The 25,220-nt window shown below is 64.0% G+C and carries 24 protein-coding genes; 16 read left to right on the top strand and 8 right to left on the bottom strand.

Annotated elements, in window-relative coordinates:
• Positions 1-219: 219 nt before the first annotated feature.
• Entirely contained in the window at positions 220-2,469 is a 2,250-nt protein-coding gene (locus tag QB898_RS08510) for a TonB-dependent siderophore receptor (RefSeq protein WP_279524598.1), read from the bottom strand.
• A gap of 15 nt (positions 2,470-2,484) precedes the next feature.
• On the opposite strand from QB898_RS08510, the gene QB898_RS08505 reads away from it, so the two are divergent.
• The gene (locus QB898_RS08505) at positions 2,485-2,754 is read left to right on the top strand and encodes a hypothetical protein (protein ID WP_279524596.1); all 270 of its coding nucleotides are present in this window, start codon (positions 2,485-2,487) and stop codon (positions 2,752-2,754) included.
• A gap of 294 nt (positions 2,755-3,048) precedes the next feature.
• On the opposite strand, the gene QB898_RS08500 is transcribed toward QB898_RS08505, so the two are convergent.
• Both QB898_RS08500 and QB898_RS08495 read right to left on the bottom strand, forming a co-directional pair.
• Positions 3,049-3,981, bottom strand: a complete 933-nt coding sequence (locus QB898_RS08500) for an electron transfer flavoprotein subunit alpha/FixB family protein (RefSeq protein ID WP_279524594.1) — start codon at positions 3,979-3,981, stop codon at positions 3,049-3,051.
• A gap of 19 nt (positions 3,982-4,000) precedes the next feature.
• Positions 4,001-4,750, bottom strand: a complete 750-nt coding sequence (locus tag QB898_RS08495) for an electron transfer flavoprotein subunit beta/FixA family protein (protein ID WP_279524593.1) — start codon at positions 4,748-4,750, stop codon at positions 4,001-4,003.
• Between the two features lie 394 nt (positions 4,751-5,144).
• On the opposite strand from QB898_RS08495, the gene QB898_RS08490 reads away from it, so the two are divergent.
• The 4 genes from QB898_RS08490 (at position 5,145) to QB898_RS08475 (ending at position 8,468) form a co-directional block, all read left to right on the top strand.
• The gene (locus tag QB898_RS08490; protein WP_050714564.1) at positions 5,145-5,360 is read left to right on the top strand and encodes a hypothetical protein; all 216 of its coding nucleotides are present in this window, start codon (positions 5,145-5,147) and stop codon (positions 5,358-5,360) included.
• Positions 5,357-5,722, top strand: a complete 366-nt coding sequence (locus QB898_RS08485) for a cell division protein ZapA (protein WP_050714565.1) — start codon at positions 5,357-5,359, stop codon at positions 5,720-5,722. Before QB898_RS08490 ends, QB898_RS08485 begins: the two co-directional genes overlap by 4 nt.
• Positions 5,723-6,077: 355 nt before the next feature.
• Positions 6,078-7,100, top strand: a complete 1,023-nt coding sequence (gene cbiB / locus QB898_RS08480; protein WP_428982779.1) for an adenosylcobinamide-phosphate synthase CbiB — start codon at positions 6,078-6,080, stop codon at positions 7,098-7,100.
• Positions 7,101-7,331: 231 nt separating this feature from the next.
• Positions 7,332-8,468, top strand: coding sequence for an FAD-dependent oxidoreductase (locus tag QB898_RS08475; protein WP_279524592.1), 1,137 nt, complete (start codon positions 7,332-7,334; stop codon positions 8,466-8,468).
• Positions 8,469-8,789: 321 nt separating this feature from the next.
• Here the strand turns inward: QB898_RS08475 and QB898_RS08470 are convergent, their stop codons facing one another.
• On the bottom strand, positions 8,790-9,239 hold the full coding sequence (locus QB898_RS08470; protein ID WP_050714567.1) for a DUF192 domain-containing protein: 450 nt from the start codon (positions 9,237-9,239) through the stop codon (positions 8,790-8,792).
• A 149-nt stretch (positions 9,240-9,388) separates the two neighbouring features.
• Between QB898_RS08470 and icd the strand changes: the two genes are divergently transcribed.
• Positions 9,389-10,642: an NADP-dependent isocitrate dehydrogenase gene (gene icd / locus QB898_RS08465; RefSeq protein WP_279524590.1), complete on the top strand. Its 1,254-nt coding sequence runs from the start codon at positions 9,389-9,391 to the stop codon at positions 10,640-10,642.
• A 94-nt stretch (positions 10,643-10,736) separates the two neighbouring features.
• On the opposite strand, the gene rodA is transcribed toward icd, so the two are convergent.
• A complete protein-coding gene (rodA, locus tag QB898_RS08460) occupies positions 10,737-11,921 on the bottom strand; it encodes a rod shape-determining protein RodA (RefSeq protein WP_279524589.1) in 1,185 nt (394 codons plus the stop codon).
• Between the two features lie 542 nt (positions 11,922-12,463).
• On the bottom strand, positions 12,464-13,927 hold the full coding sequence (gene argH, locus QB898_RS08455; protein ID WP_279524588.1) for an argininosuccinate lyase: 1,464 nt from the start codon (positions 13,925-13,927) through the stop codon (positions 12,464-12,466).
• A gap of 179 nt (positions 13,928-14,106) precedes the next feature.
• Between argH and QB898_RS08450 the strand changes: the two genes are divergently transcribed.
• The 6 genes from QB898_RS08450 to QB898_RS08425 all read left to right on the top strand — a co-directional run bounded on the left by QB898_RS08450 (position 14,107) and on the right by QB898_RS08425 (position 18,491).
• Positions 14,107-15,216: a sensor histidine kinase gene (locus QB898_RS08450; protein WP_428982776.1), complete on the top strand. Its 1,110-nt coding sequence runs from the start codon at positions 14,107-14,109 to the stop codon at positions 15,214-15,216.
• 23 nt (positions 15,217-15,239) lie between these two features.
• A complete protein-coding gene (locus QB898_RS08445) occupies positions 15,240-16,082 on the top strand; it encodes a LytR/AlgR family response regulator transcription factor (RefSeq protein ID WP_279524587.1) in 843 nt (280 codons plus the stop codon).
• Positions 16,083-16,622: 540 nt separating this feature from the next.
• A complete protein-coding gene (locus QB898_RS08440) occupies positions 16,623-16,916 on the top strand; it encodes a toxin-antitoxin system HicB family antitoxin (protein WP_102284028.1) in 294 nt (97 codons plus the stop codon).
• Positions 16,897-17,343, top strand: a complete 447-nt coding sequence (locus QB898_RS08435; RefSeq protein ID WP_050714573.1) for a PIN domain-containing protein — start codon at positions 16,897-16,899, stop codon at positions 17,341-17,343. The genes QB898_RS08440 and QB898_RS08435 overlap by 20 nt, the downstream gene beginning before the upstream one ends.
• Positions 17,344-17,357: 14 nt before the next feature.
• The gene (locus QB898_RS08430) at positions 17,358-18,170 is read left to right on the top strand and encodes a BUD32 family EKC/KEOPS complex subunit (RefSeq protein ID WP_279524586.1); all 813 of its coding nucleotides are present in this window, start codon (positions 17,358-17,360) and stop codon (positions 18,168-18,170) included.
• Positions 18,171-18,191: 21 nt separating this feature from the next.
• Entirely contained in the window at positions 18,192-18,491 is a 300-nt protein-coding gene (locus tag QB898_RS08425) for a DUF167 domain-containing protein (protein WP_279524584.1), read from the top strand.
• Between the two features lie 423 nt (positions 18,492-18,914).
• Here QB898_RS08425 and QB898_RS08420 read toward each other — a convergent pair whose 3' ends face one another.
• Both QB898_RS08420 and QB898_RS08415 read right to left on the bottom strand, forming a co-directional pair.
• Positions 18,915-20,237 (bottom strand): NHL repeat-containing protein, encoded by a 1,323-nt coding sequence (locus QB898_RS08420; RefSeq protein ID WP_279524583.1) that lies wholly within the window; start codon positions 20,235-20,237, stop codon positions 18,915-18,917.
• A 316-nt stretch (positions 20,238-20,553) separates the two neighbouring features.
• A complete protein-coding gene (locus QB898_RS08415; protein ID WP_279524582.1) occupies positions 20,554-21,489 on the bottom strand; it encodes a hypothetical protein in 936 nt (311 codons plus the stop codon).
• A gap of 187 nt (positions 21,490-21,676) precedes the next feature.
• Here QB898_RS08415 and QB898_RS08410 point away from each other — a divergent pair, with 187 nt between their 5' ends.
• The 4 genes from QB898_RS08410 (at position 21,677) to QB898_RS08395 (ending at position 24,844) form a co-directional block, all read left to right on the top strand.
• Positions 21,677-22,105, top strand: coding sequence for a hypothetical protein (locus QB898_RS08410; protein ID WP_279524580.1), 429 nt, complete (start codon positions 21,677-21,679; stop codon positions 22,103-22,105).
• Positions 22,106-22,175: 70 nt separating this feature from the next.
• On the top strand, positions 22,176-23,264 hold the full coding sequence (gene ubiU / locus QB898_RS08405) for a ubiquinone anaerobic biosynthesis protein UbiU (RefSeq protein WP_279524578.1): 1,089 nt from the start codon (positions 22,176-22,178) through the stop codon (positions 23,262-23,264).
• A gap of 16 nt (positions 23,265-23,280) precedes the next feature.
• Positions 23,281-23,751 carry a VOC family protein gene (locus tag QB898_RS08400; protein ID WP_346429805.1) on the top strand — a complete coding sequence of 157 codons (471 nt, stop codon included), beginning with the start codon at positions 23,281-23,283 and terminating at the stop codon, positions 23,749-23,751.
• Between the two features lie 199 nt (positions 23,752-23,950).
• Positions 23,951-24,844, top strand: a complete 894-nt coding sequence (locus tag QB898_RS08395; RefSeq protein ID WP_279524577.1) for a U32 family peptidase — start codon at positions 23,951-23,953, stop codon at positions 24,842-24,844.
• Positions 24,845-25,220 lie beyond the last annotated feature (376 nt).

Raw genomic sequence — 25,220 nt, 5'->3', positions numbered from 1 at the left:
CAAGGGCAGGCTTGCGGGAGCGGTTCAAAGTCTGCCTGTGAACGGGTTCTGAAGCCGCTGGTTATCCGCTATTGGTTTGATAGCTTCAAGTCCCTTGAAATTGGGCGGAAGGGATGTTTTCAGGGGCCTGAATTTGCTCCCCGAAAAGGAGTGAAACGCGCACAGCCCGGGCCGGTTCCGGCTTGCGCGTTTCACGCCTGCGAGCCGCTTTGAGCAGCTTCAGAACTCGAACCCTGCCGTGAGCGACACCTGGCGCGCGTCGCCCAGGGCCAGGCCGAATTCGTTCACGCTGGAGGTGTAGTAGGTGCGGTCAAACAGGTTTTTCACGTTCAGCTGGAACTTGACTTTGCGGCCCTGAATGGGCGTTTCATACGTGGCAAACAGGTTGGCTACGGTGTAGGAAGGCAGCCAGAAGGTGTTGGCCGAGTCGCCCGCGCGCTTGCCCGCGTAGCGCACGCCCGCGCCCAGGCGCAGCTGGCCTTGTCCCCAGAGCTGGCCGGCGTTGTAGACGGCGTTGGCCGAGGCGGTGATGCGGGCGGCGTTCCACAAACGGTTGCCCTGGAATTTGGGGTCGCGGGTGGTTTTGGCGTCAATCAGCGCCAGGCTGCCAATGAAGCTCCAGCGCGGGTTGATTTCGCCGGCCACGTCCAGCTCGATGCCGCGCGAGCGGGCCGCGCCGGAGGTGCGCCATTCGGTCAGGCCCGTGTTCTGGTTGAACTGCGAGACGAGCACGCTTTTCTTGCGGATGTCAAAAAGCGCCAACGTGCCGGTCAGGCCCCCCGCGCTTTCGTATTTGGCGCCCACTTCCCAGGACTTGCCGCTTTCGGGCTTGACGCTGGAGTCAATCAGCCCGCTGGAGTGCGGGGCGATGGTGGAGATGGGTTTGAGCGACTGGCTGTAGCTGGCGTAGAGCGAGACGGCGGGCGTGAGCTTGTAGACCACGCCCAGGCGGGGCAGCCATTTGCCGTCGCGGGTGTTGGTGTTGAGCTTGAAGGGGCGGCCCCGGCCCGCGCGCTGCGCCCAGTGCAGGTAGCGCGCGCCGGCGGTGACGATCCACTGGCGGTTCAGGTGGATGGCGTCCTGAAAGAAAAGCGAGTGGTTGTGCAGCAGGTCACGCTGGTCGCTGTCGCCAGCCACAACGGTCGTGCCCGGCCGCACGCGGCCATACACGGGGTGGAGGTAGCTGAAAGCGTTGTCCACGCCGCCGCGAATCATGTCGGCGCGGTAAATCTTGCGGTATTCGGCGTCCATGCCGAATTGCATGTCGTGCTGCATGCCGCCCAGCCTGGTGCTGCCGTCGATGTAGGCGGTGCCGTAGCTGTCGGCGCTGAGCGCGCCCCGGGTGCCGTCGGCGCGGCGGCGCAGCAGGCCGGTGGCGGTGTTGATGCCCAGCAGGCGCAGCTGGTTGGCGTCATACGTTTCGCGGTTGTAGCTCAGGCTCACGTGACCCGACCAGCCGGGCGTGATGCGGTGATCCAGCGAGAACTGCGCCAGGTGGCTCTTGCCCTTCATCTGGTTGAACGGCTCGTCCAGGCGGCGCGTGGCGGGAATGTCCAGCGGCTTGTTCGTGCGCGGATCCAGCGCAGTGCCACGGTCAAACGGCACGTTGTAGTCACGGAATTCGTACCAGAGCACGGCTTGCGTGTCGCGCCCGTACCAGGCCAGCGAAGGGGCCAGCAGCACGTCGCGCCGCTTGCCGAAGTTGCGCCAGTAATCTTCATTCGTGTAGTCGGCTACCAGGCGCCAGGCCAGGCCGCTGTCGGCCACGGGGCCGGTGGCATCCAGCAGCAGCCCCGCGCCGTTGCGGCCGCGCCCGTAGCCGGAGCCGCTCAGGCTGATGGCCGTGCGCGGCTGCATTTGGGGCTTTTTGCTCACCACGTTCACCACGCCGCCCGGATCCATGATGCCGTAGAACATGGAAGACGGCCCTTTGAGCACCACCACGCTTTCGGCGGCGGCGTTCATGCCACGGCCCTGCACCAGCGGCATGCCGTTGTGCATGATGGAGCCGTCGCGGTTGCCGCCAAAGCCGCGCTTGAGGATGGTGTCTTGCGTGCCCGCCAGCGTGTTGCCTTGCGTGATGCCGCTGACGTTCATCAGCGCATCGTCCATGTAGCGCGGGCGCTGGTCGCGCAGCACCTGGGCGGAGACGGCGTTGGTCACTTGCGGCACTTCCAGCGCGGGGGCCAGCGAGCGCAGCGTGGACGCATCGGGCACGGGCTGATAGCTGCTTTCATGCTCCACCGGCACAGGCGCGGCGCGCCCCACCACCGTGACAGCGCCCAGCGTGCCGGCGCTGCCGCCGCCCGCTGCGTCGCCAGCGGTGACCTCCTCGTCCGCGCCGTCACTTTGAAGCGCGGAAGCGTCAAAAGCGGCCGCAGCCGTTTGCACATAAGCCAGCGCGGGCAGCAAAACAATGGCCGCGCAAATGCCGCGCAGCGCAAATCCAGGCGAATGGAATAAAGCCATGATGAATGCGAAGAAATGAAATCGATGAAATTGAAAAACGCCGCCCGCGCAGGGTCTGGCGGCGGGCAGCGGCGCATGAAGCGCGGTTATTTTCATTCGCATTGCATTTTTTTTGCCATTCACGATGAGATGACACAAATGCAAGCTGCGGCATTGCCGCGCAGGCAAACGTCAGGCTCATCTGAAAGCGGTGTTCGTGCGCTCAGCGCTGAATCTCTGAACAGGCTTTCAGGACGGCCTTTTTTCTTGAACTTTCAAAGCGCAAGAGCAATGCCCGCAGCATGAAGATGAAGCGGCTCCGCCCTCATTCTTTGCCTGGCTTTTGCGCTGGCCAGGCGTCAGACGCCGTCTGCTCCCGTTCCGCCCACGCGGCCAGCCTGCTTTTCGTCTGGCGCAGGCGCTTGGGTTGTCAAAAAACAGGAGCGAATAAAAAGGCCATGAAACGGCATTTGCGCAGTTTCTTCTAAGACTTCATGCTATTTTTTCAGGAGCTGATCTGGCTCGCTTTCTGGTTCTGGCAGGCATAAAAAAAGCACCGCGCGGAGGCGGTGCTTTTCATTGATGGCGGCGCTGCGGGGTTTACAGCGCTTTCACCAGTTCGGGCACGGCTTCAAAGAGGTCGGCCACCAGGCCGTAGTCGGCCACGCTGAAGATGGGGGCGTCCGGGTCTTTGTTGATGGCCACGATGACGCGGCTGCCGCTCATGCCGGCCACGTGCTGGATGGCGCCGGAAATGCCCACGGCCACGTACAGCTGCGGGGCGACGATCTTGCCCGTCTGGCCCACTTGCAGGTCATTGGGGGCGTAGCCTGCATCCACGGCGGCGCGGCTGGCGCCGATGGCGGCGCCCAGCTTGTCGGCCAGCGGGGTGAGCACGGACTGGAACTGCTCGGCGCTGCCCAGCGCGCGGCCGCCGGAGACAACGACCTTGGCGGCGGTCAGATCGGGCCGGTCGCTCTTGGCCAGCTCCTGGCCGACGAAGCGGCTCTTGCCGCTGGCGGCCACGGCGGGCACGCTTTCCACGGCGGCGCTGCCGCCCGTGGCGGCTGCGGCGTCAAAAGCCGTGGTGCGCACGGTGATGACTTTCACCGCATCGCCGCTTTGCACGGTGGCAATGGCGTTGCCCGCGTAGATGGGGCGCTCGAAGGTGTCGGCGCTGTCCACCTTGGTGATGTCGCTGATTTGCGAAACATCCAGCTTGGCGGCCACGCGCGGCGCAGTGTTTTTGCCGCTGGCGGTGGCGGGAAAGAGGATGTGGCTGTAGCCACCAGCCACAGCCAGCACTTGCGCGGCCAGGTCTTCGGCCAGGCCATGCTCCAGGGCCGGGCCATCGGCATGCAGCACTTTGGCGACGCCGGCCACTTGCGCGGCGGCTTGCGCGGCAGCGGCGGCGTTGTGGCCTGCGACGAGCACATGCACATCGCCGCCGCATTGGCGGGCGGCCGTGACGGCGTGCAGCGTGGCGGGCTTGAGGGAGGCGTTGTCGTGTTCGGCGATAACGAGGGCGGTCATGACGATTCCTTTCTCCTTGTCAGATCACTTTGGCTTCGTTCTTGAGCTTGCTGACCAGCTCGGCCACATCGGCCACTTTCACGCCGGCGCTGCGGGCGGGCGGCTCGGCCACCTTCAGGGTTTTCAGGCGTGCGGCCACGTCCACGCCCAGGTCTTGCGGCGTGATGGTTTCCAGCGGCTTTTTCTTGGCCTTCATGATGTTGGGCAAGGTGACGTAGCGCGGCTCGTTCAGGCGCAAGTCAGCCGTGACGACGGCGGGCAGCGCCACCGAGATGGTTTGCAGGCCGCCGTCCACTTCACGCGTGGCTTGCAGCTGCTGATCCTTCACTTCCAGCTTGCTGGCAAAAGCGGCTTGCGGCCAGTCGGCCAAGGCGGCCAGCATCTGGCCCGTCTGGTTGGCATCGTCGTCAATGGCCTGCTTGCCCAGCAGCACGATTTGCGGCTGCTCCTTGTCCACCACGGCCTTGAGCAGCTTGGCGACGGCCAGCGGCTGCAATTCGGCGTCGGTCTGCACCAAAATGGCGCGGTCGGCGCCAATGGCCAGCGCGGTGCGCAGGGTTTCCTGGTTTTGCGCCGCGCCGCAAGAGACGGCGACAACTTCTGTCACCACGCCTTTTTCCTTCAGACGCACCGCCTCCTCCACGGCGATTTCGTCAAAGGGGTTCATGCTCATCTTGACGTTGGCGGTTTCCACCCCGCTTTGGTCGCTTTTGACGCGAACCTTCACGTTGTAGTCCACCACGCGCTTGACGGCGACAAGTGCTTTCATGCTGCTTTCTCCTTAGGTGACTGATGAGAACGATGTGATGCAAACAATTTTATTCGGCAGGTGTTACGTTTTAACCGTATGAGCGGCAGGCTCAGGGTTATCCCTAGGGCGCTTGAATGCCTGCGAACGGGCTGCGCGGCGGCAAGCTTCAGGCGGTGTTTTCAGCCGCCAGGCGGCAAAACGCGAGCCTGTGGGCAGTGTCTGGGTCAGCTCCTTGATTGATAGCGCCATCGTGAGCTTCCACTAGGACATCAGGCTGTTTCCAGGCCGTAAATTCGCTCCTTTTTCTGATGCCCTCTCGCATGTTTTTCGCCCGCGAGGGCCGCCCGCATGGCGGGCTGCGCGGCAGGGGAGAAAACTAGAATTCGCGCTTTTGCCGCCTCTGCATTGCCTCATGAGTTCTTCCCTGTTGCCCCGGATCGTTGAGCGCGTGGATCGCCTGTTGGCGCGATACGCCCAGTTACGCAGCGCCAATGCCTTGCTCAAGCTGCAAGTGCAGGCGCTCACGCAGGAGCGTGACAGTCTTCAGTCACGCCTGACAGCGGCGCGGTCGCGCAATGAAGAGCTTCTGAGCCACTTGGCCCGGCTGGGGCAGGAGGCGCCGCGATGAAGCAGCCGGTGACCGCGCCTGCCGCGCAGACTGAAGTGCAAATCATGGGGGAGAGCTACGTGCTGGCCTGCCCGGCGGGCAGTGAAAGGCGTCTGGCCGAGGCCGTGGCCCGCGTGGATGAAGCCATGTGCCAGATTCGCAGCAGCGGCAAGCTGCGCGCCCGTGAGCGCATTGCGGTGCTGGCGGCCCTCAATCTGGTGTTTGACCGCGATACGGCTGCGCCAGCCAAGGCGGCGCGGCCTGCCGCTGCGCCTGAAGCGCCTGCTTCAGGCGAGGGTCTGCCCGCCAGCGATGAGGCTGCGCTGGCAGCCTTGTTGCAGCGGCTGGATGAAGCCCTGGCGGACGATGGCGCAGAGGAATGAACGCATGGCCTGTGCTGCTTTGGCTGTCTGAAGCAGGCATGCCCGGGCGGCGGAAAGGCTGAAGGAGCAATGCGGCGGAGGTGGCGCTTTGCGGCATTGCAAATGCCTTGATAGGCCAGCCCATTCGGGGTTCGCTCCCCCGGGCCAGACTTTGAACGGGTTCCGGCGCATCTGCCAGAAGGGCCGTTTTTTTTTGCGTTTGATGGCGCAGCCGCTTCCTGACGCTTCCTGAATTTCGCGCTTGAAGAGCCTGGCCGCATCGCGCGTCATCTTGTTTTGTTTCTGTATTTTTTCTGTGCTGGCTTCTGGCTTTTGGCAATCCGCCCTCACTGCTGAACAGGCCAGCGCCTGGCCGCTGTGGCTGCGCGTGAGCGCGGCCGGGTCTGAGCTGACGGCCTTCTGGCCGCTGCTGCTGGCTTGCATTCCGGCCTTGGCGATTTGCCTGGACCGTGTGGCAGGTGAGCCGCCCATGCGCTGGCACCCCGTGGCGTGGATGGGGCATGCGCTGCTGTGGCTGGGCGTGCGCATTGCGCCGCCTGCCGCATCGGCTTCTTCAGGCGCGGATTGGCCTGCCTTCTGGCGTGGCGCAGCGGCCTGGCTGGCAGGCGCGGGCCTGTTTGCGGGGGCGGCCTGGGGGCTGCAAGCCTGGCTGCTCACCCAGCCTGCCTGGCTGGCCACGCTGGCGCTGGCGCTGTGCCTGAAAACCTTGCTGGCCTGGGCCATGCTGCATGACGAGGTGCTGGCGGTTGAAGCCGCCCTGCAGGGCGGCCTGCCGGCGGGGCGCGCCCGCCTGGCCCGGCTGGTGAGCCGCGACACGGCGCAGCTCACATCCGGCGAAGTGCGTGAAAGCGCCATCGAGAGCCTGGCTGAAAACCTGAACGACTCGGTCATTGCCCCGCTGCTGTGGTTTGTGCTGCTGGGCCTGCCAGGCGCGGCGCTCTATCGCTTTGCCAATACGGCAGACGCCATGTGGGGCTACCGCGCCGCGCGCGAGCTGGGCGGCGTGGCGCGCCAGTGGGAATGGGCGGGCAAATGGGCCGCCCGTGCAGACGACGCCCTTTCCTGGCTGCCGGCCCGCCTGACGGCCGCGCTGCTATGGCTGGCGGCCGGGCGGCTGGCCTTGCGGCGCGGGCGGGCGCTGGCCGCCTTGCCAGAGCAGGCACGCCAAACCCCGTCGCCCAATAGCGGCTGGCCCATGGCCGCCGTGGCGCTGCTGCTGGGCGTGCGCCTGGGAAAGCCGGGCAGTTACACCCTCAACCCCGCAGGCCGCGCGCCTGAGCCGGCTGATCTGCTGCGCGCCTGCGCCCTGGGTTCGCGCGCCATTTTGGGCGCTGCGCTGCTGGGCAGCTTCGCTCTGATGGCGCTCATCCTGGCGTAGCAGGGGCTGAAAATTTGTTCAGAGTTTGAATCGGCGGCGGCGAACCGGTCAGACGAAACCGCCGTTATCCAAGCGCCACAATGGCGGCCCGGCTTTGCCCGACGCCGGTTTTGACGCAGCGCGAAAGCGGCGCCCGGCTCTGGGCCGCAAAGCGGCCATCAGCCTTGCATGCGCCGCGCGCTGGAATCAAAGAGCCGGATCATCCCCAACAAGATAGGAGCGACTTTCATCATGTCATCAACCCAATCTCTTTCCATAGGCATTGCGGGCGCGGGCCTGCTGGGGCGCTTGCTGGCGTGGCAGCTGTCGCGCGCGGGGCACCGCGTGAGCGTGTTTGACGTGGCCCGTGGCCCCGGCCCCGTATTCCGCAGCCAGGCGGACGATTCTGATGTGCCCACGGCGGCAGGTTTCACGGCGGCGGGCATGCTCAGCCCGCTGGCAGAGCTGGATACGGTGGAGCCTGCCGTGGCGGCGCTGGGCTGGCGCTCCATCGCCCTGTGGCGCGACATTGCCGCCGCGCTGCCGCAGCGCCCCATGTTCCGCAGCGAAGGCAGCCTGATGCTGGCCCACCGCGAAGACCTGGGCGCAGCGCAGCGCGTGCTGGAGCGCCTGCGCACGGCCTGCGAAACCCAGGCTTGGCAAAACCTCAGCCCGCCCGAAGGCGTGCAGCCGCTGGAGCTGGCGCGGCTGCGCGAGCTGGAACCCGCCTTGCAAGGCCCCGCGCACGCCTGGCTGCTGCCGGGCGAAGGGCAGCTGGACGCCGTCGCCATGATGATGGCCCTGCACGACGACAGCCCCGGCGCGCAATGGCACTGGAGCCGCCCCGTGCGCTGCGTGGAAGAAAACGGCACGCTGCACTTTGCAGACGGCGGCCAGGCCGCGTTTGACGCCGTGATCGACACGCGCGGCGTGGGCGCGCAAGCCAGCCGGCAAGGCGCATGCGCCAGCGCATCGCCCGTTTTTGACGTGCGCGGCGTGCGCGGCGAAGTCATCTGGCTGCAAGCGCCCGCCCATGGCCTCACGCGCCTGACACGCCTGCTGCACCCGCGCCACGGCATCTACATCGTGCCGCGCTCGCCCGATCTGCTCTTGATTGGCGCCAGCGAACTGGAAACCGAAGACCGCAGCCCCGCCAGCCTGCGCAGCACCGTCGAGCTGCTGGCCGCCGCCCACAGCGCCATGCCCGCCCTGGCCGAAGCGCGCATCCTGCGGCTGGACGTGAACCTGCGCCCCGCGCTGCCCGACAACAACCCCTGCACCGAATGGCGCGGCCGCTGCCTGCGTATCAACGGCCTGTTCCGCCACGGCTGGCTGCTGGCCCCCGCGCTGACCGAGCAGGCCATGCAACTGACAGGCTGGCTGAAATAAGAGCCTGTTCAGAGAGCCTGGCCGTGAGAGGCCAAAACGCGGCCCCGGGATGGGTTGCAACGCCGCAAAGCGCCCGGATCCGCGCTTTTCGCGCCCACGGACAGGCTCCGAACAAACTCCAGGAGCGCAACGCGGCAAGCTGGCAACGTGAAATACACGGTGTATTCGCTACTCTATTCATAGCAATACGTCCTAGTCAATACTGCGCAAGGCGTATTTCGACCCCATCAAATTCGCTCTTGTTTTTGATACTGCCCGACGGGCTGGCTTCAAGAGACCTTCTGCGCCCGGCAGCCGCTTGGCACGGCCAAGCAGCCCGGCTCAATCGCGTGAAACGGGCAAGCCCTTGAGCTTCATGCCCGCCTGTAGCTTGCGCTGGCTGAACCAGCCCTGATTCACTTCCAGCACATAGCGCACGGGGCGGCTGGAGCAGTGCGTGTTCTCGTCCAGCGGCTGCATGTCAGCCAGATTGACGATCACGCCGTCATCCGCCACAAAGGCGGCAGTCAGGGGAATGAGGGTGTCTTTCATCCAGAAGCACTGCACGCCAGGCCGCTCGAACACGAACAGCATGCCTTCGTGCTCAGGCATGCTGCGCCGGTGCATCAGGCCCACCTGGCGCTGCCAGTCGGTTTGCGCCAATTGAACATCGATGTGATGCATGCCGATAGTGAGCGTCGCGCGGGGCAAATCCATTTGCGGCGCAGGCGGCGTGGCTTGGGCGCAGGCCAAAGCGGGGCAGAGCAAAGCGGCGGAAATCAGGGTTTTCATGGGTGAAACTCGAAAAAAGCAAAGCGGCTCCAGGCAAAGCTGGCCGCTAAAATCGCGCGTGGCCTTGCAGGCGCGAAACGCGCCGCAAACAGGCGGGGAATTGCAAAGGCCCGCGCCATTTTCCTTGTTTTTACCGGAGAGATGATTCAATGTACCAGCACATCAAAGTGCCAGCCCAGGGCGAAAAAATCACGGTCAATGCCGACATGTCACTGAATGTGCCGGACCAGCCCATCATTCCCTATATCGAAGGCGATGGCACTGGAGTGGACATTACCCCCGTCATGCTGAAAGTAGTGGATGCGGCCGTGGCCAAAGCCTACGGCGGCAAGCGCAAGATTCACTGGATGGAAGTCTATGCAGGCGAGAAATCCACCAAAGTCTATGGCCCCGACGTATGGCTGCCTGACGAAACCCTTGAAGCCGTGCGCGACTACGTAGTTTCCATCAAAGGCCCGCTCACCACGCCCGTGGGAGGCGGCATCCGCAGCCTGAACGTGGCCCTGCGCCAGCAGCTTGATCTGTATGTGTGCCTGCGCCCCATCCAGTATTTCAAGGGCGTCCCCTCGCCTCTGAAAGCGCCGGAGAAAACCAATATGGTGATATTCCGCGAAAACAGCGAGGATATTTATGCCGGCATCGAATTTGAAGCCGGGTCTGAAAAGGCGAAAAAACTCATCAAGATATTGCAGGACGATTTTGGCGTAACCAAAATCCGCTTTCCTCAAACATCAGGCATCGGCATCAAGCCCGTATCGCGTGAAGGCACCGAACGCCTGGTGCGCAAAGCCATTCAATACGCCATTGACAACGACAAGCCCAGCGTGACGCTGGTGCACAAGGGCAACATCATGAAATTCACCGAAGGCGGGTTCCGCGACTGGGGCTATGCCCTGGCCAAGCGTGAATTCGGAGCGGTGGAAATTGACGGCGGCCCGTGGTGCAAGTTTGCCAACCCCAAAACAGGCAAGGAAATCACCATCAAGGACAGCATTGCCGACGCCTTCCTGCAACAAATCCTGCTGCGCCCTGCCGAATACAGCGTCATTGCCACACTCAACCTCAACGGCGACTACATCTCCGACGCGCTGGCCGCGCAAGTAGGCGGCATCGGCATTGCTCCCGGCGCCAACCTGTCAGACACAGTCGCCATGTTTGAGGCCACGCACGGCACGGCCCCCAAATACGCAGGCAAAGATTATGTGAACCCTGGCTCTGAAATCCTGAGCGCCGAAATGATGCTGCGCCACATGGGCTGGACGGAAGCGGCCGATCTCATCATCAGCAGCATGGAAAAATCCATTCTGAGCAAAAAGGTCACCTACGACTTCGCCCGCCTAATGGAAGGCGCCACGCAAGTGAGCTGCTCCGGTTTTGGTCAAGTGATGATCGAAAACATGTAACAAATCAGCCGGTTGCCAGGAAAACCCCGTTCTCGAAAGAGACCGGGGTTTTTCTTTTCTGATTCGGCCGTGCGGCAAAAACTGCTCGCACTTCCTATGCCAACAGCGCCTTGCGCTGCCGCTCGGCCAGCCAGCGCGCGCGGCTGACGGACATGAGAATGCCCAGCGCCACGCCCAGCGTCACCATCGCTGTGCCGCCGTAGCTGATGAAAGGCAGCGGCACGCCCACCACGGGCAGCACGCCGCTGACCATGCCGATGTTCACGAAAGCGTAGGCAAAGAAGATGGTGCTCACCGCCGCCGCCAGCAGCCGCGAAAACAGCGTGGGCGCCACAGCGGAAAGGGCCAGCGCGCGCAGCACCAGGCACCAGAAGCCAAAAATCAGCAGCAGGTTGCCCGCCAGGCCGAATTCTTCGGAAAAGGCGGCAAAGATGAAATCGGTGGTGCGCTCGGGAATGAACTCCAGATGCGTCTGCGTGCCCTGCATGAAGCCCTTGCCGTGCAGCCCGCCCGAGCCGATGGCAATCATGGCTTGCAGGATGTGAAAGCCCTTGCCCAGCGGGTCGCGCATGGGGTCCAGCAGCGTGCACACGCGCTGGCGCTGGTATTCACGCAGCACGTGCCAGTCCACCCCGTCGGCACAAAGCTCATCGCCAAAAAACACGATGCCCGCCACGCCCGCCAGCGCCAGCGCCACCGGCGGCAGCACCCAGCGCCAGGGCAGCCCGGCGAAAAAAATCACGGCCAGGCCGCTGGCCATGACCAGCAGCGCCGTGCCCAGATCAGGCTGCTTCATGATGAGCGCCACCGGCACGGCCAGCAGCGCAAAAGCGCCCGCAAAGTCCACCGCCCGGCTGCGCCCCTGCCCCTGCCGCCACTGAAACCAGCAAGCCAGCATGAGCGGCACGGCAATCTTCATGATCTCGCTGGGCTGAATCACCACGCCCACATTCAGCCAGCGCTGCGCGCCTTTTTTGGTGATGCCAAACAGCGCCACCGCCACCAGCAGCAGCACGCCCGCCGTGTAAACCGGCACGGCCAGCCGCATCAGCCGCTGCGGCGGCGCTTGCGCCACCACGAACATGATGGCCGCCGCCAGCAGCATGTTGCGCCCGTGCATGACAAAGCGCGTGCCGTGGTCAAAGCCGGAGGAATACATGATGGTCAGCCCCAGCCCCGCCAGCAGCAGCACGGCGGCCAGCAGCGGCCCGTCAAACCCCCGGAACATGGGCAGCACGCGCTGCCACCAGGGCGGCGTGTCAAAAGCAGTGGCTTGCATGGATGAAAAAGCGAAAGCGCAAAAGAAAAACGGCGGCGGCAGGCGGCCTGATTATGAAATAGGCGGCAGGAATCGCTCTTAATTCAATAGCGCAAAGTCCTGGTGAGATGGCGCGAAAGCCGTTTTTCACTCGTCAAATTTGCTCCTTTTATTGAGTGAAGTTCTTCTGCTTTCTTCAGGGCGCAGGTTCTGCCTGGCCGTTGCTGCGCCAGCAAGGCGGCTTTCGCCAGCCGTTCTGGGGGCCTGCTCGGAGTTTGTCTGTGGATACGAAAAACATGGCCTCGAACACTCTTGACCTTGCAAGTCTCAGCAGGCTACAAGACCTCCCGTTTGCGTTTTGCAGCGCATCCCGATTCCTGCGCTTTTGCGCCCCATGGCCAGACTGCAAGCAGGATCAAAGAAGGAAAGCTGCCGCGATTAGCTCCTCTATCCATAGCATGATGTCCTAGTGGAGCTTGCGCAGAAAGGCATTTCAGCCCCCTCAAATTTGCTCTTCTTTTTGAATGCAATCAGGCTGGCGGGGCAGCTTTGTGAGCAGGTTTTCAGCTTTGCCCGGCAGACAGGCGGGCCTTGTGGCGCGCGATCTGCGCCTGCACCTGGGCGGGGGCGGTGCCGCCCAGGGTGTTGCGTGCATTCAGGGCGGCTTCGAGGGTGAGGGCCTTGTCGTACACGTCGGCTTCGATGCGGGGGTCGAAGGCTTGCAGGGTTTCCAGGGGCAGCTCGGCCAGGTCCACGCCTTGCTGCTGCGCGGCTTTGACGGCGCGGGCCACGGTTTCGTGGGCGTCGCGGAAGGGCAGGCCTTTTTTCACCAGGTAGTCGGCCAGGTCGGTGGCGGTGGCGTAGCCCCGGCTGGCGGCCTGGCGCATGGCGGCGGCCTGGACGGTGATGCCGCCTTCGCGCGCGCCGGTTTGCGCGTTGGGCTGGCCGCCGATCATGTCGGTGAAGATGCGCAGGGTGTCGCGCACGGTGTCCACGGTGTCAAAAAGGGGTTCCTTGTCTTCCTGGTTGTCTTTGTTGTAGGCCAGGGGCTGGCCTTTCATGAGGGTGATGAGGCCCATGAGGTGGCCGGCCACGCGGCCGGTTTTGCCGCGCGCGAGTTCGGGCACGTCGGGGTTTTTCTTCTGCGGCATGATGGATGAGCCGGTGGTGAAGCGGTCGGCGATGCGGATGAAGGCGAAGTTCTGGCTCATCCAGAGCACGAGTTCTTCGCTCAGGCGGCTGATGTGCACCATGACGAGCGAGGCGGCGGCGGCAAATTCAATGGCGAAGTCGCGGTCGCTGACGGCGTCCAGGCTGTTTTGGCACACGCAGGGCCGGCCTTGTTCATCGACCATGCCCAGCGCGCGGGCGACGCTTTCGCGGTCGAGCGGGTAGGTTGTGCCCGCCAGGGCGGCGCTGCCCAGGGGCAGCTGGTTCACGCGCTTTCTGACGTCTTGCATGCGGGCTTCGTCGCGGGCGAACATTTCGACGTAGGCCAGCAGGTGGTGGGCGAAGCTGACGGGCTGGGCCACTTGCAGGTGGGTAAAGCCGGGGAGGATGGTGTTCACGTTGCGCTCGGCCACGCTGATGAGCGCGGCTTGCAAGTCGCGCAGCAGGCGGCTGATGAGGTCGATTTCGCCGCGCAGCCACAGGCGGATGTCGGTGGCGACCTGGTCGTTGCGGCTGCGGCCGGTGTGCAGGCGCTTGCCGGCGTCGCCCACGAGCTGGGTCAGGCGCGCTTCGATGTTCAGGTGCACGTCTTCCAGCGCCAGCTTCCATTCGAACTGGCCGGTTTCGATTTCGCGGCGGATTTGCGCCATGCCTTGCTGGATGGCGGCCAGATCGGCGGCGCTGATGATGCCTTGCGCGGCCAGCATGCCGGCGTGGGCCAGGCTGCCGGTGATGTCGGCTTCGGCCAGGCGCTTGTCAAAAAAGACGCTGGCGGTGTAGCGCTGCACCAGCTCGCTCATGGGTTCGGAAAACAGGGCGGACCAGGCTTGGGATTTCTTGTCGAGTTGGTTGCTCATGGGCTTTCGGGGAAAAAAGCAGGGTAGGGCTGAAAAAGAGATTTGAAAAACAAACGCGCCCAAGCCGGAAAAACGGCGAAAAAAAATGGCAAAAGCGGAAAAAGGCGGCGTTTGCAGGGCTGGCGCTTGTTGTGGTTATCACAAATAATTGACACACTTTCCTGTGTGTTGCAAAGCCCGTGAAAGATTCGCAAATTTTATCGACCCTCACAGGCCGCCAGCGCAGCGCGCGCGCCGTGGCTGCTGCGGCGGCGCGCGCCGAGACGCCGCTGGTGTTTGACGTTTGCCGCGCGGGCGTGGTGCTGCGCGCCGTGCTGGGGGTGCAGGCGGCGCAGGCGGCGGCGCTGCTGTTCATGCCGGGCGGCGCGCTGGAGTGGCTGCTGCGCCTGGCTTTTGTCACGGGCGGCACGCTGCCGGCCACGCTGCTGTGGCTGGTGGCCGGGTGCAGTTTGAAAAAACCGCTGGCGCGCCTGCCCGTGCAGGCGCAAATGGCGGCGGGCGTGGCGCTGGGCGCGCTGGCAGGGCTGGCGGCCTGCGCCATTCTCATGGCGCTGACGGTCGATGTGCGCGCCGCGCCGCCCTGGCTGGCCAGCGCCGTGGCCGGGGCGCTGCTGGCGGCCGTGCTGACGGCGGCGCTGATGTGGCGCGTGCGCGGCCGCGCGCCTGCGGCCACCACGGCGCGGCTGGCGGAGCTGCAATCGCGCATTCGCCCGCACTTTCTGTTCAACACGCTCAACACCGCCATCGCCCTGGTGCGCGGCGAGCCTGAAAAGGCCGAGCGCGTGCTGGAAGACCTGGCGGACTTGTTCCGCCACGCTCTTGCCGAGCAGGGCGACAGCGCCACGCTGGCGCAGGAAATCGAGCTGGCGCGGCGCTATCTGGACATTGAGCAGATCCGCTTTGGCGAGCGCCTGCGCGTGCAGTGGTCGCTGGATGCGCGCACGCTGGCCGCACGCCTGCCGCCGCTGATCTTGCAGCCGCTGGTGGAAAACGCCGTCAAGCACGGCGTGGAGCCTAGCCCCAGCGGCGCGCAGCTGCGCGTTTCCACGCGCCTTCGCGGCCAGGTCGCCGTGATCAAGGTCACCAACACCGTGCCTGCCGGCCAGGGTCGCAAGGGCCACGGCATCGCCCTGGGTAATGTGCGAGACCGCCTCAAGCTGCTGCACGACATGGAGGGCAGCTTCAAAACCGCCCTCATCGGCGATCTCTACCAGGCCCGTCTGGAAGTGCCCATGACCGCCGCGCAAATCCGCGCCGCACAGGCCGCGTCTTCTTCCCGTCATCACTGAAAAGGCCACCGCCGACACCTGCCATGAACAAAACCGCCCAGCCAAAAGCCGGCAAGCCCGAAGCCGCCCAGCCAAAAGCTGGCAAGCCCGAAACCGGCGAGCCAGAAACCGGACAGTCCGAAAAGCCCCTGCAAGTTCTCGTCGTGGATGACGAACCCTTGGCGCGCTCGCGCATGCGCAGCCTGCTGGGCGACTGCCGCAACCCCCGCGCCGAATTGGCCGCCGAAGCCGCCAACACGCCTGATGCGATGGATTTGCTGGTGCGCCAGCGCTTTGACGCGGCCCTGATCGACATTCACATGCCCGGCGCCAACGGCATGCAGCTGGCCCGCCAGCTCAATGCCTTGCCTGCGCCGCCGCCCTTCATCTTCGTTACCGCCTACGCCGAGCACGCGCTTGACGCTTTCGAGCTTGACGCCGTGGATTACCTCACCAAACCCGTGCGCTGCGAGCGCCTGGAGGCTGCCTTGCAAAAGGCCGTGCGCGCCCGCCTGGCGCGCGCCGCCCAGGGCGACGCGCTGGACGGGCAATGGGTGCTCATTTCCGAGCGGGGCCGCGCCCAGCGCATACCGCTGGCCGAAGTGCTTTATTTCAAGGCGGAGCAGAAATACGTCACCGTCCGCACCGTCGCCGCCAGCTATGTGCTGAACGACAGCCTCAACCAGATTGAAGCCAAGTACCCGGGGCGCTTTCTGCGCATAAACCGCAATGCTCTCGTGCTGCCCGCCGCCATGCGCGCCATCGTGCGCCAGCGCGACTTCATCGACGGCGAAAGCTGGGCCGTGCGCCTGGCTGGCGTGGATGAACTTCTGACCATCTCCCGCCGCCAGGTCAGCGCCGTGCGCCAGGCGCTGGGGCAGGAGTGAATGGCGGGTGAAGGCATCAGAGCCTGCACGGAGCCTGTTTGTGGACATGAAAAGCGTGAAAAGCGCGCAGGCGTGAACTTGGGCGCTCCTGGGCCTTGCAAACACCTTGCCGGGGGCCGCCTCGCCAGGCCGCACGAGGAAACAGCCAGGCCCGGCTGCGGGTTGCGTCTTGCCGCCCGTCCCGATTCGCCTCCTTGCTCCTTGCGCTCAGGCTCTGAACAGGTTCCTGGAAACAGGTTGATTTAGCTCCTTTATCAATAGCATTACGTCCTAGTAGAAACTGCGCGGAACGGTATTTCAACCCCCTTGAATTTGCTCCTGTTTTCAATGCTTTCCGGCGTCTTTGGCAGCCCGTCAGCAGGCTGGGGCAGACTGCATGCGGGCGATGGAGCACCGCGTTTACCCTCTGGTCATGCATCTCTTGCAATAGTAGGATTCACTCCTCTGGGCCGCGCTGCATCCGGAAGTAGCGCTTCTGGCTGAATGCAGCGGCCCAGCGGTTTTCGACTTCCTCTCAACCCAGGTCACAGGCAGTATCAAATGGCCGTCTCCGTACGCATGAATCCGGAGCTCGAGAAAGAGCTTGAACTCGCCGCCCAGAGCAAGGGCATTACCAAATCGCAATTCATCATTGACGCCGTGGAGCACGCGCTGGGGCGCAAAGACCCCTATCAGCTGCTGCTGCAAGTGCGCGCCGAAATGGACCAGGCCCTGCAAGGCGAGGCCATGAACGAAGCCCACGGCGCCACGGCGGCCTCCCCTTACGACACAGGCCGCACCCGCGCCGCCCTGATTGCCAAGCTGAGGGCCAAACATGGCCTCGGCACTGATTGACGCCAGCGCCCTGGCGGCGCTGTTCGGGCGCAACCCGATCCAGACACAGAAGTACGACGAGCTGCTGGCGCTGGCTTCGCTGGAACACTGGGCGCTGGCCACCACATGGCCCTGCGTTGCCAAAGCCTGCGCCCTCATTGCGCCGCCCGGCCGCTTCGCCCTTCTGAACTGGCTGGGCAAGGAAGCCATCTTCATCTTCCCCTTTGAGCAGACGGCCCTGCTGGACTTCTCTGCGCTGATGATGCGCCACACCCACCCCCCGAAAGACGAAGCGGGCCAAAAAGGCGGAGAAAGCGAAATGGACCTGGCCGAAGCCTCGCTCTACCGCCTGGCCGTGGAAACGGGCGTGACCCGCATCATGACGCTGGACGGCCTTGACTTCGCCCGCTACCGCCTGCCGGACGGGCGGCAGTTTGAAATTCTCTGAAGCCCGCCGCCGGCATGACCGCCCCTGCCCTGTCGCCGCAAGACCTGCAAGCCATCGCCAGCGCCGCCTCCCAGTGGCGCGGCGGCAATGTGGCGGTGGTGCAAACGCCCCATGCGGGCCGCGTGGTCGTCAAAAGCATGCGCGCGCCACGGCATCCGGCCCGCTACCGGCTGCTGGGCGCGCTGGCCGGGCTGCTGGGCGCGCCCTACCTCAAAACCGCGCCGCTGCTGGGCGGCGCGGCCGGGCAGGCGCTGGAAGTGCGCCGCCTGCGCGCCCTGCATGCCGCAGGCGTGCGCGTGCCGCAGGTGCTGCACGTGGCGCCAGACCACTTCGTCATGCAATGGCTAGGCCCAGGCGACCTGGCCGCCGCCTTGCGCCAGCGCCACCCGCAAGCGGCCGCGCTGTGGCGCGAAGGCGGCGAAGCGCTCACACGCATTCACTGCGCGGGCCAATGCCTCAGCCAGGCCTTTGCCCGCAACATGATCGTGAGCGAAACAGGCACGCTGGCCGGAATGATCGACTTCGAAGACGACCCCCTGCAAGTCATGCCCCTGGCCGACGCGCAAGCGCGCAACTGGCTGGACTACCTGCACAGCACCCTGTGGCTGGCCCCCCTGCCCCAGGCCGAGGCGGATGCCTGCCTGGACGCCTGGATGCAAGCCGCGCCCGCCGCCACGCGCGCCCGCTTCACCCACGCCTGCCAGCGCCTGGCCTGGCTGCGCGCGCTGCCTACGCATCGCCGCTGGGGGCGCGACACCGTCTCGCTGCAAGCCGCCGCCGCCGCCGCCCACCGCTTTCTGGGCAGGCAGGCGGCGCCATCCGCGTGAAGCGCGCCCGGCTAACCCGCCATGAGCGCCATGCTTTTCAAACTGCCCATCCACGCCACCCCCGGCGCCCGGCGCACCGAGGCGGCAGGCGCCCACGGCGCGGCCCTGCGCGTGCGCCTGGCCGCCCCGCCCGTGGACGGCAAAGCCAACGCCGCCCTGATTGCATGGGCCGCCCGCGCCTTCGGTGTGCCCAAGGCCAGCGTGCAACTGCTGCACGGCGCGGCGGGGCGGCAAAAAACCCTGGGCATCACCCTGGCAGACGAAAAAGCCCTGCAAGCCGCGCAGGCGCTGGTAGCGGCCTGGATGAAGCCAGACGCCTGAAAGCCTGCCGCCCCACCTTCCCGCAGGCAAAACCCAAAGCGCCAGCCCTCAGCCTGCGCGCTGGATGAAATGCAAGACCGCCTTCCAGCCGCCAGATCGCATGGCCTGAACGCATGACTGGGGAGCCTCAAAAACAGAAGCAGATTCAAGGGGCCAAAAATGCCATTTCGCGCAGGTTCCACTAGGACCTCATGCTATTGATTTGGAAGCAAATCAACGCGCTTGTCACGGCTGGCCCACCCGCTTTTGCGCCGCTCTTGTCCCTTCACTGCCCGCGCCCTGCCCCGCTTTGCCCGTCGATCAAAACCAAACGGCAACGCTGATTCCGCCCAAGCGCGGCCTCTGGCACAGACGGCCTTGCGGCCCCTCCAGCCGCTTGCGCCGGAGCGGGCGGTTGGAGGAGCAGGCGCGCACCCCGGCGAATCAGCGGAAATCGCGGACGATCAAAACGCCTTGCTCCAGCACGATGTACAGATTGCCGTCAGGCCCATATTTCAGGTGCTGCACGGGCGGCAAAGCAAACTGGTCAGGGTGCTTGACAAAATCGTCCAGCGAGGCCGGCACGCGGGTTCCCGTCAATTTTTTGATCACCCCCTGGCTGGATACGCGATACAAAACGCTGGCGCCGTGCTCGGCCCACCGGTCCGCCAGCACAATCTCATTATCTAGCACCGTAAAGGCGATCACCTTTCGCGGTCTGGGAGTGAACTCGGTCATATCACTTGGCCTTAGATCGATATCGGTTTTCGAGCCATCCGAAAGCCGGTGCCATGCAAATGATTTGGAGCTTGTTTCCGCCAGCGCATGAATATGGCCCTGGCGGTCGGCATCCAGCGCCCGGATATACCACTGCCGGTAGCCGTTCAGCGTTTTGACTTCGCCGCTGCTGTTGATGGTGCGAATGTGCGTGTAATCGCCGCCGTCAATCACGTAAAGCAGGCCGGAAGCATCAACTTCCAGATCATGCGGCGTCTGAAACTGCGCCATTTTGCCGCGCCCATCCACAAAGCCGCGATCATCCAAAAGGAACTCGGGCCTTTTGCCCGGCATGCCTGCCAGCAAGTTGTTTTCGCCCGCCGCATTTCCTTCATATTTGAAAATGCCCGGAACAAAATAATTCCATGCGCCGGCCTTGTCATACCAGTCCATCCTTTCTTTGCCCATCATGTGGTTGTATTTGAATCTCGCGGCGGCATAGCCCGCCACGTAGAATGCGCCGCTTTTCTCGTCACGGTAAAAACCGCCGGGAAACCTTGCCATGGCGCCCTGCCGATCCAATACTTCCGGGCTGAAAAGCGAGAGCGCCGTTTCCACTTTTCCGCCGCTCAGTTTCCTGATTTTCGGCGGCATTTTCTGCGCCTGCTGCGCAGGGGGCGTGGAAAAATCATCTTTCAGGCAGCCATTACCCGTTTCGGCCAGATAAATCGCGTCCTTGTAAACAACGATGCGCTCCAGATAGGAAAACCGCGCTTCGCTGGCCGGGCCGTCTGTGGACTGGCAATGATTCAAATCAGCCATGGCCGTGCCTGTCAGCAGCTCGAATTTGAGCTGGGCATTTGGCTGTAGCGTCGGCGTCGGTGTTGGTGTCGGTGTTGGCGTCGGCGTCGGTGTTGGCGTCGGCGTAGGACTCGACGTCGGTGTTGGCGCTTCAGGCCCCGAATCGCTGCCGCCGCAGCCTGTCGCCAGGCAGGCGGCCAGCACAGCCGCCATCAGGGCGCTGCCGCAATGCCATGTTTTAGTAACCATAATTTTAGTAGCCATAAACTTCAACCTCCGAATAAGAAAGCCACGATGCCATATTGGCCGCTTCAAGCATGATGTAGCGGTAATTGCCGCTGGCAGGAATGTAATAGGGCGTCAGGTCAAACTGATCGGTCGTATTTTGTAGGCGATGGGATTCGCAGGTATTTCAGCCCTGGCTTTGCCCGTTCGACAAAACAAAATGGCAACGCTGATTGCGCAAATTCCGCCCAGGCGCGGCCTCTGGCACAAACGACCGTGCAACCCTTCAGCCGCTTGCGCCGGGACGGGCGGCCAAAGGGGCAGGCGCGCCAGCGGCGAATCAGCGGAAATCGCGGGCGATCAAAACGCCTTGCTCCAGCACGATGTAGAGATTGCCGTCCGCGCCGTATTTCAGGTGCTGCACGGGCGGTAGACGGAATCTTTCCGGATGCTCCAGAAAATCCTGCGGCGTGGCGGGAGCCTGCTCACCCGTCAATTGGGTGGCCACGCCCTGGCTGGAGACGCGATACAGAGTGCTGGGGCCGCCTGTCACCGTGTGGGTCGCCAGCACAATGCCATCGCCAACCACCGTAAAGGCATCCACTGTTCGCAGTCTGGGAGAAAGCTCGCCCACCTCATTCGGCCTCAGTCTGAAATCAATTTTCGAGCCATCCGAAAGCCGGTGCCATACATAACTTGAGCCACTTACTATTTCCTCCAGCGCATGAATATGGCCCTGGCGGTCGGCATCCAGCGCCCGGATATTTTTCCTGTAGCCGTCCAGCGTTTTGACTTCGCCGTTGCTGCTGATGGTGCGAATGCGCGTGTCATCGCCGCCGTCAATCACGTAAAGCAGGCCGGAAGCATCCGCCTCCAGATCATGCGGCGCCTGAAACTGCGCCATTTTGCCGCGCCCATCCACAAAGGAATCGGGCCTCTTGCCCGGCATGCCTGCCAGCAGGTTGTTTTCGCCCGCTGCATTTCCTTCATATTTGAAAATGCCCGGAACGAAATAATTCCATGCACCGGCCTTGTCATACCAGTCTGATATTTCGCTATTTGGCCCATAGTTATAGATGATTCGTGTGGCCGCATAGCCTGCCACGTGAAACGCGCCGCTTTTTTCATCGCGATGGAAACCGCCGGGATACCTTGCCATGGCGCGCTGCCGGGCTGGTGAATCCGGGTTATACAGAGAAAGCGCCGTTTCCACCCTTCCCTTGCTCAGTGTCCTGATTTTCGGCGCCACCTGCCGCGCTTCCTGATCGGGCGTCATGGCGGCTGGCACAGGCGTGGAGAAATAGCGCCTCTCTGGGCAGGCGCCGCCTGTTTCCGTCAGGTAAATCGCGTCCTTGTAAACAACAACGCGCTCCAGATAGGAAAACCGCGCTTCGCTGGCCGGGCCGTCTGTGGACTGGCAATGCTTCAAATCAGCCTGCGCCACGCCCGCCAGCAGCTCGAATTTGAATTGGGCATTTGGCTGTGGCGTAGGCGTGGGTGTCGGAGTAGGCGTAGGAGTTGGCGTCGGCGTGGGTGTTTCAGGCCCCGAATCGCTGCCGCCGCAGCCCGCCGCCAGGCAGGCGGCCAGCACAGCCGTCATCAGGGCGCTGCTGGAATGCCATGTTTTTGCAGTCATCAACTTTCACCTCCGAATCAGAGTAAAAAAACCAAAAACCGGGACGCCAAATTGGCCGTTTCCGGCATGGAGCAAAGTCATTGCCGCTTGCAACATCTCGTTTCTAACATGCGCACGCGATTCTGCGACGGCATTATTGATATGTAAAGGCTTGTTCCCGGAGGCTTCATTCGTATTGACAAATATTAAATTCACCGTCTTTGACTTGACCCAAGTCAAAATAAAGTCAAAACCGCAGCTTCAATGCTTTGATTGAAATCAAAAAATGGGTATTGCTCCGCCCATAAGGTATGCCCTCATTTCAGCCTTGATGGAGGATGACCACGATGGAGACAGCCGAAGCCGCGCGCCCGCAGGCCGATGCCGCAAAAAACGCTGCCGCAAAAAATGCCGATGCCGCGCCAGAGCTGAAGGCGCCGGAGCTGGTGTGCCCTGCCGGCAGTCTGCCGGCGCTCAAAGGGGCGATTGACGAGGGGGCCGATTGCGTTTATCTGGGCCTGCGCGATGCGACCAATGCGCGCAATTTCGCGGGGCTGAACTTTGATGAAAAGGCCATTCTCACGGGCCTGGCCTACGCGCACGAGCGCGGGCGCAAGGTGCTGATGGCGCTGAATACTTACCCGCAGGCGAGCAACCCCGCGCCCTGGAAGGCGGCGCTGGACAAGGCGGCGGCCTGGGGGATTGACGCGGTGATCCTGGCCGACCCGGGGCTGATGCGCTATGCCGTGCAGCGCCATCCTGATTTGCGGCTGCATTTGTCGGTGCAAAGCTCGGCCACGAATCACGAGGCCATCAATCTCTACCGCGATCAGTTCAACATTCGCCGCGCGGTGCTGCCGCGCGTGCTGTCGCTGGAGCAGGTGCGGCAGGTGACGCAGCGCACGCCGGTGGAAATCGAGGTGTTCGGCTTTGGCAGCCTGTGCGTGATGGTGGAGGGGCGCTGCGCGCTGTCGTCTTACGCCACGGGCGAGTCGCCCAACACGCACGGCGTGTGTTCGCCCGCCAAGGCGGTGCGCTGGGCGCAGACGCCCAAGGGGCTGGAGTCGCGCCTCAATGGCGTGCTGATTGACCGCTACGGCCCCAATGAGAACGCGGGCTACCCCACGCTGTGCAAGGGCCGCTTTGACGTGGCCGATGAGCACGGCTACTACGCGCTGGAGGAACCCACCAGCCTGAACACGCTGGATTTGCTGCCCCAGCTGTTGCAGATGGGCGTGCGCGCCATCAAGATTGAAGGCCGCCAGCGCAGCCCGGCTTATTCGGCGCAGGTCACGCGCGTGTGGCGGCAGGCCATTGACCACTGCATGGCGCAAAGGCATCTGTACACGCCCAAGACCATCTGGCTGACCGCGCTGGATCAGGTGGCAGAAGGCCAGCAGCACACGCTGGGGGCCTATCACCGTTCATGGAAATGAAGCGAAAGGAAACGGCATGAGCACTGAAGCAGCGAACTTTTCCCCCGCAGGCGGCGGCAACGGTGGCGGCAATGGCGGCAGCGATGCGCCGCCGCCCGTCATCCTCTCTCACGTTTCGCTGGGCACCAACCGCTTTGAGGAGGCCGTGGCCTTCTACGACCGCGTGCTGGCTACGCTGGGCGTGGGCCGCGTGATGGACTTGAGCGCGCAGCGCGCCGTGGCCTATGGCCGCGCCTTCCCCGAGTTCTGGGTGCAGGCCCCTTGCGACGGGCAGCGCGCGCAGGCGGCCAATGGCGTGCACGTGGCTTTTCTGGCCGCTTCGCCGCAGCAGGTGCAGGCTTTTCACGCCGCCGCCCTGGCCGCAGGCGGCACGGATGACGGCGCGCCCGGCCCGCGTCCGCACTACGGCCCGCAGTACTGGGGCTGCTTCGTGCGCGATCTGGACGGGCACAAGATTGAAGCCATGGCCTGGCTGCCCGCCGCGTGATTTCGCGGCCTTGTTCCGGGCCATTTTTCGCTCCTCGATCAATCGCACGGTCTCCCCGCCAATTGGGCGGGGATGCCGTTTTTTGATGCCCTGAATTTGCTCTTTTTTTGCTGTTTCCGGATGCGCCGCCTGTCCGCTTGTCCATCAAGCCGCGCCGCGCCCCGCAGGAACTTTCCGCAACCATCCCCACGAAAAAACCATGCAACTCGCCCTTGGCCCCCTGCTTTACTACTGGCCGCGCCTGACGGTGTTTGACTTCTACCAGGCCGCCGCCGAATGGCCCGTGGACATCGTCTATCTGGGCGAGTCCGTCTGCTCGCGCCGCCACGAGCTGCGCCTGTCTGACTGGCTGGACATTGCCCGCATGCTGCGCGACGCGGGCAAAACGCCCATCCTCTCCACCATGGTGCTGCTCGAATCCACGGCGGATGTGAGCAACATGCAAAAGCTGGTGAACAATGGCGAATTCATGGTGGAGGCCAGCGACATGGGCGCCGTGCGCGGCGTGGCGGGCAAGCAGCCTTTCGTGGCCGGGCCGCACCTGAACCTGTTCAACGCCGACGCGCTGGAGTGGATGGCCAGCCTGGGCGCCACCCGCTGGGTGATGCCGCTGGAGATGACGCGCGAGCAGCTGGCCACCGTGCTGCAAGGCAAGCCCGGGGGGCTGCAAACCGAGGTGTTCGCCTTTGGCCGCCTGCCGCTGGCCTTTTCGGCGCGGTGCTTCACGGCGCGGCACTACAACCTGCCCAAGGATGACTGCGGCTTTCGCTGCATTGAACACCCGGACGGCCTGCCGCTGAACACGCGCGAGGGCGAGGCCTTTCTCACCATCAACGGCATTCAGACCCAGTCCGCCCGCATCCACAGCCTGCTGACCGACATGCCCGATCTGCTGGCCCTGGGGGTGGACGTGCTGCGCCTTTCGCCCCAGTCGCAGCACATGGATCAGGTAGTGGCCGCCTTCGACCACGCCCGCCGCGAAGGCCGCGCGGCCCCCGACGCGCTGGACGCCCTGCGCCCGCTGCTGCCCGCCGCCCCCTGCAACGGCTACTGGCACGGCAAGCCGGGCATGGATCTGGTGCTGACGGCGTAAAGCGCGGCAAGCCTGCGGCAGGTGATGATGCAAAGGCTGGCGGATCCCGCCCTTGAATTCCGGCTCGCATTTCGCTCCTTCATTTCGCTCCTTCATTCATAGCAATACGTCCTAGTGCAGATTGCGCAAACGCCCTTTTTCACGGCCTGAATTTGCTCCTTCTTTTGATGCAAACCATGCCTGACTACGCCCGCCAGCGTCCATTGCCGGTTTTCAGGCCGCCATGCGGCGAGACAATCGCTGCCTTGCCCGCCTTTTCATTTAAGCCATGACCGCCACCCCGCCCTGCCCTGCCGCCCCGCCGGCCGCTTCCATCGCCCTGGTCACCGGCGCCACGGCCGGGTTCGGCCAGGCCATCAGCCGCGCGCTGCTGCAA

It is taken from the genome of Ottowia cancrivicina, assembly GCF_029813755.1.
GTDB lineage: Bacteria > Pseudomonadota > Gammaproteobacteria > Burkholderiales > Burkholderiaceae_C > Ottowia > Ottowia massiliensis.
The sequence above is the reverse complement of the archived record's forward strand: the minus strand, read 5'-3'. Positions and strand labels throughout refer to the sequence as shown.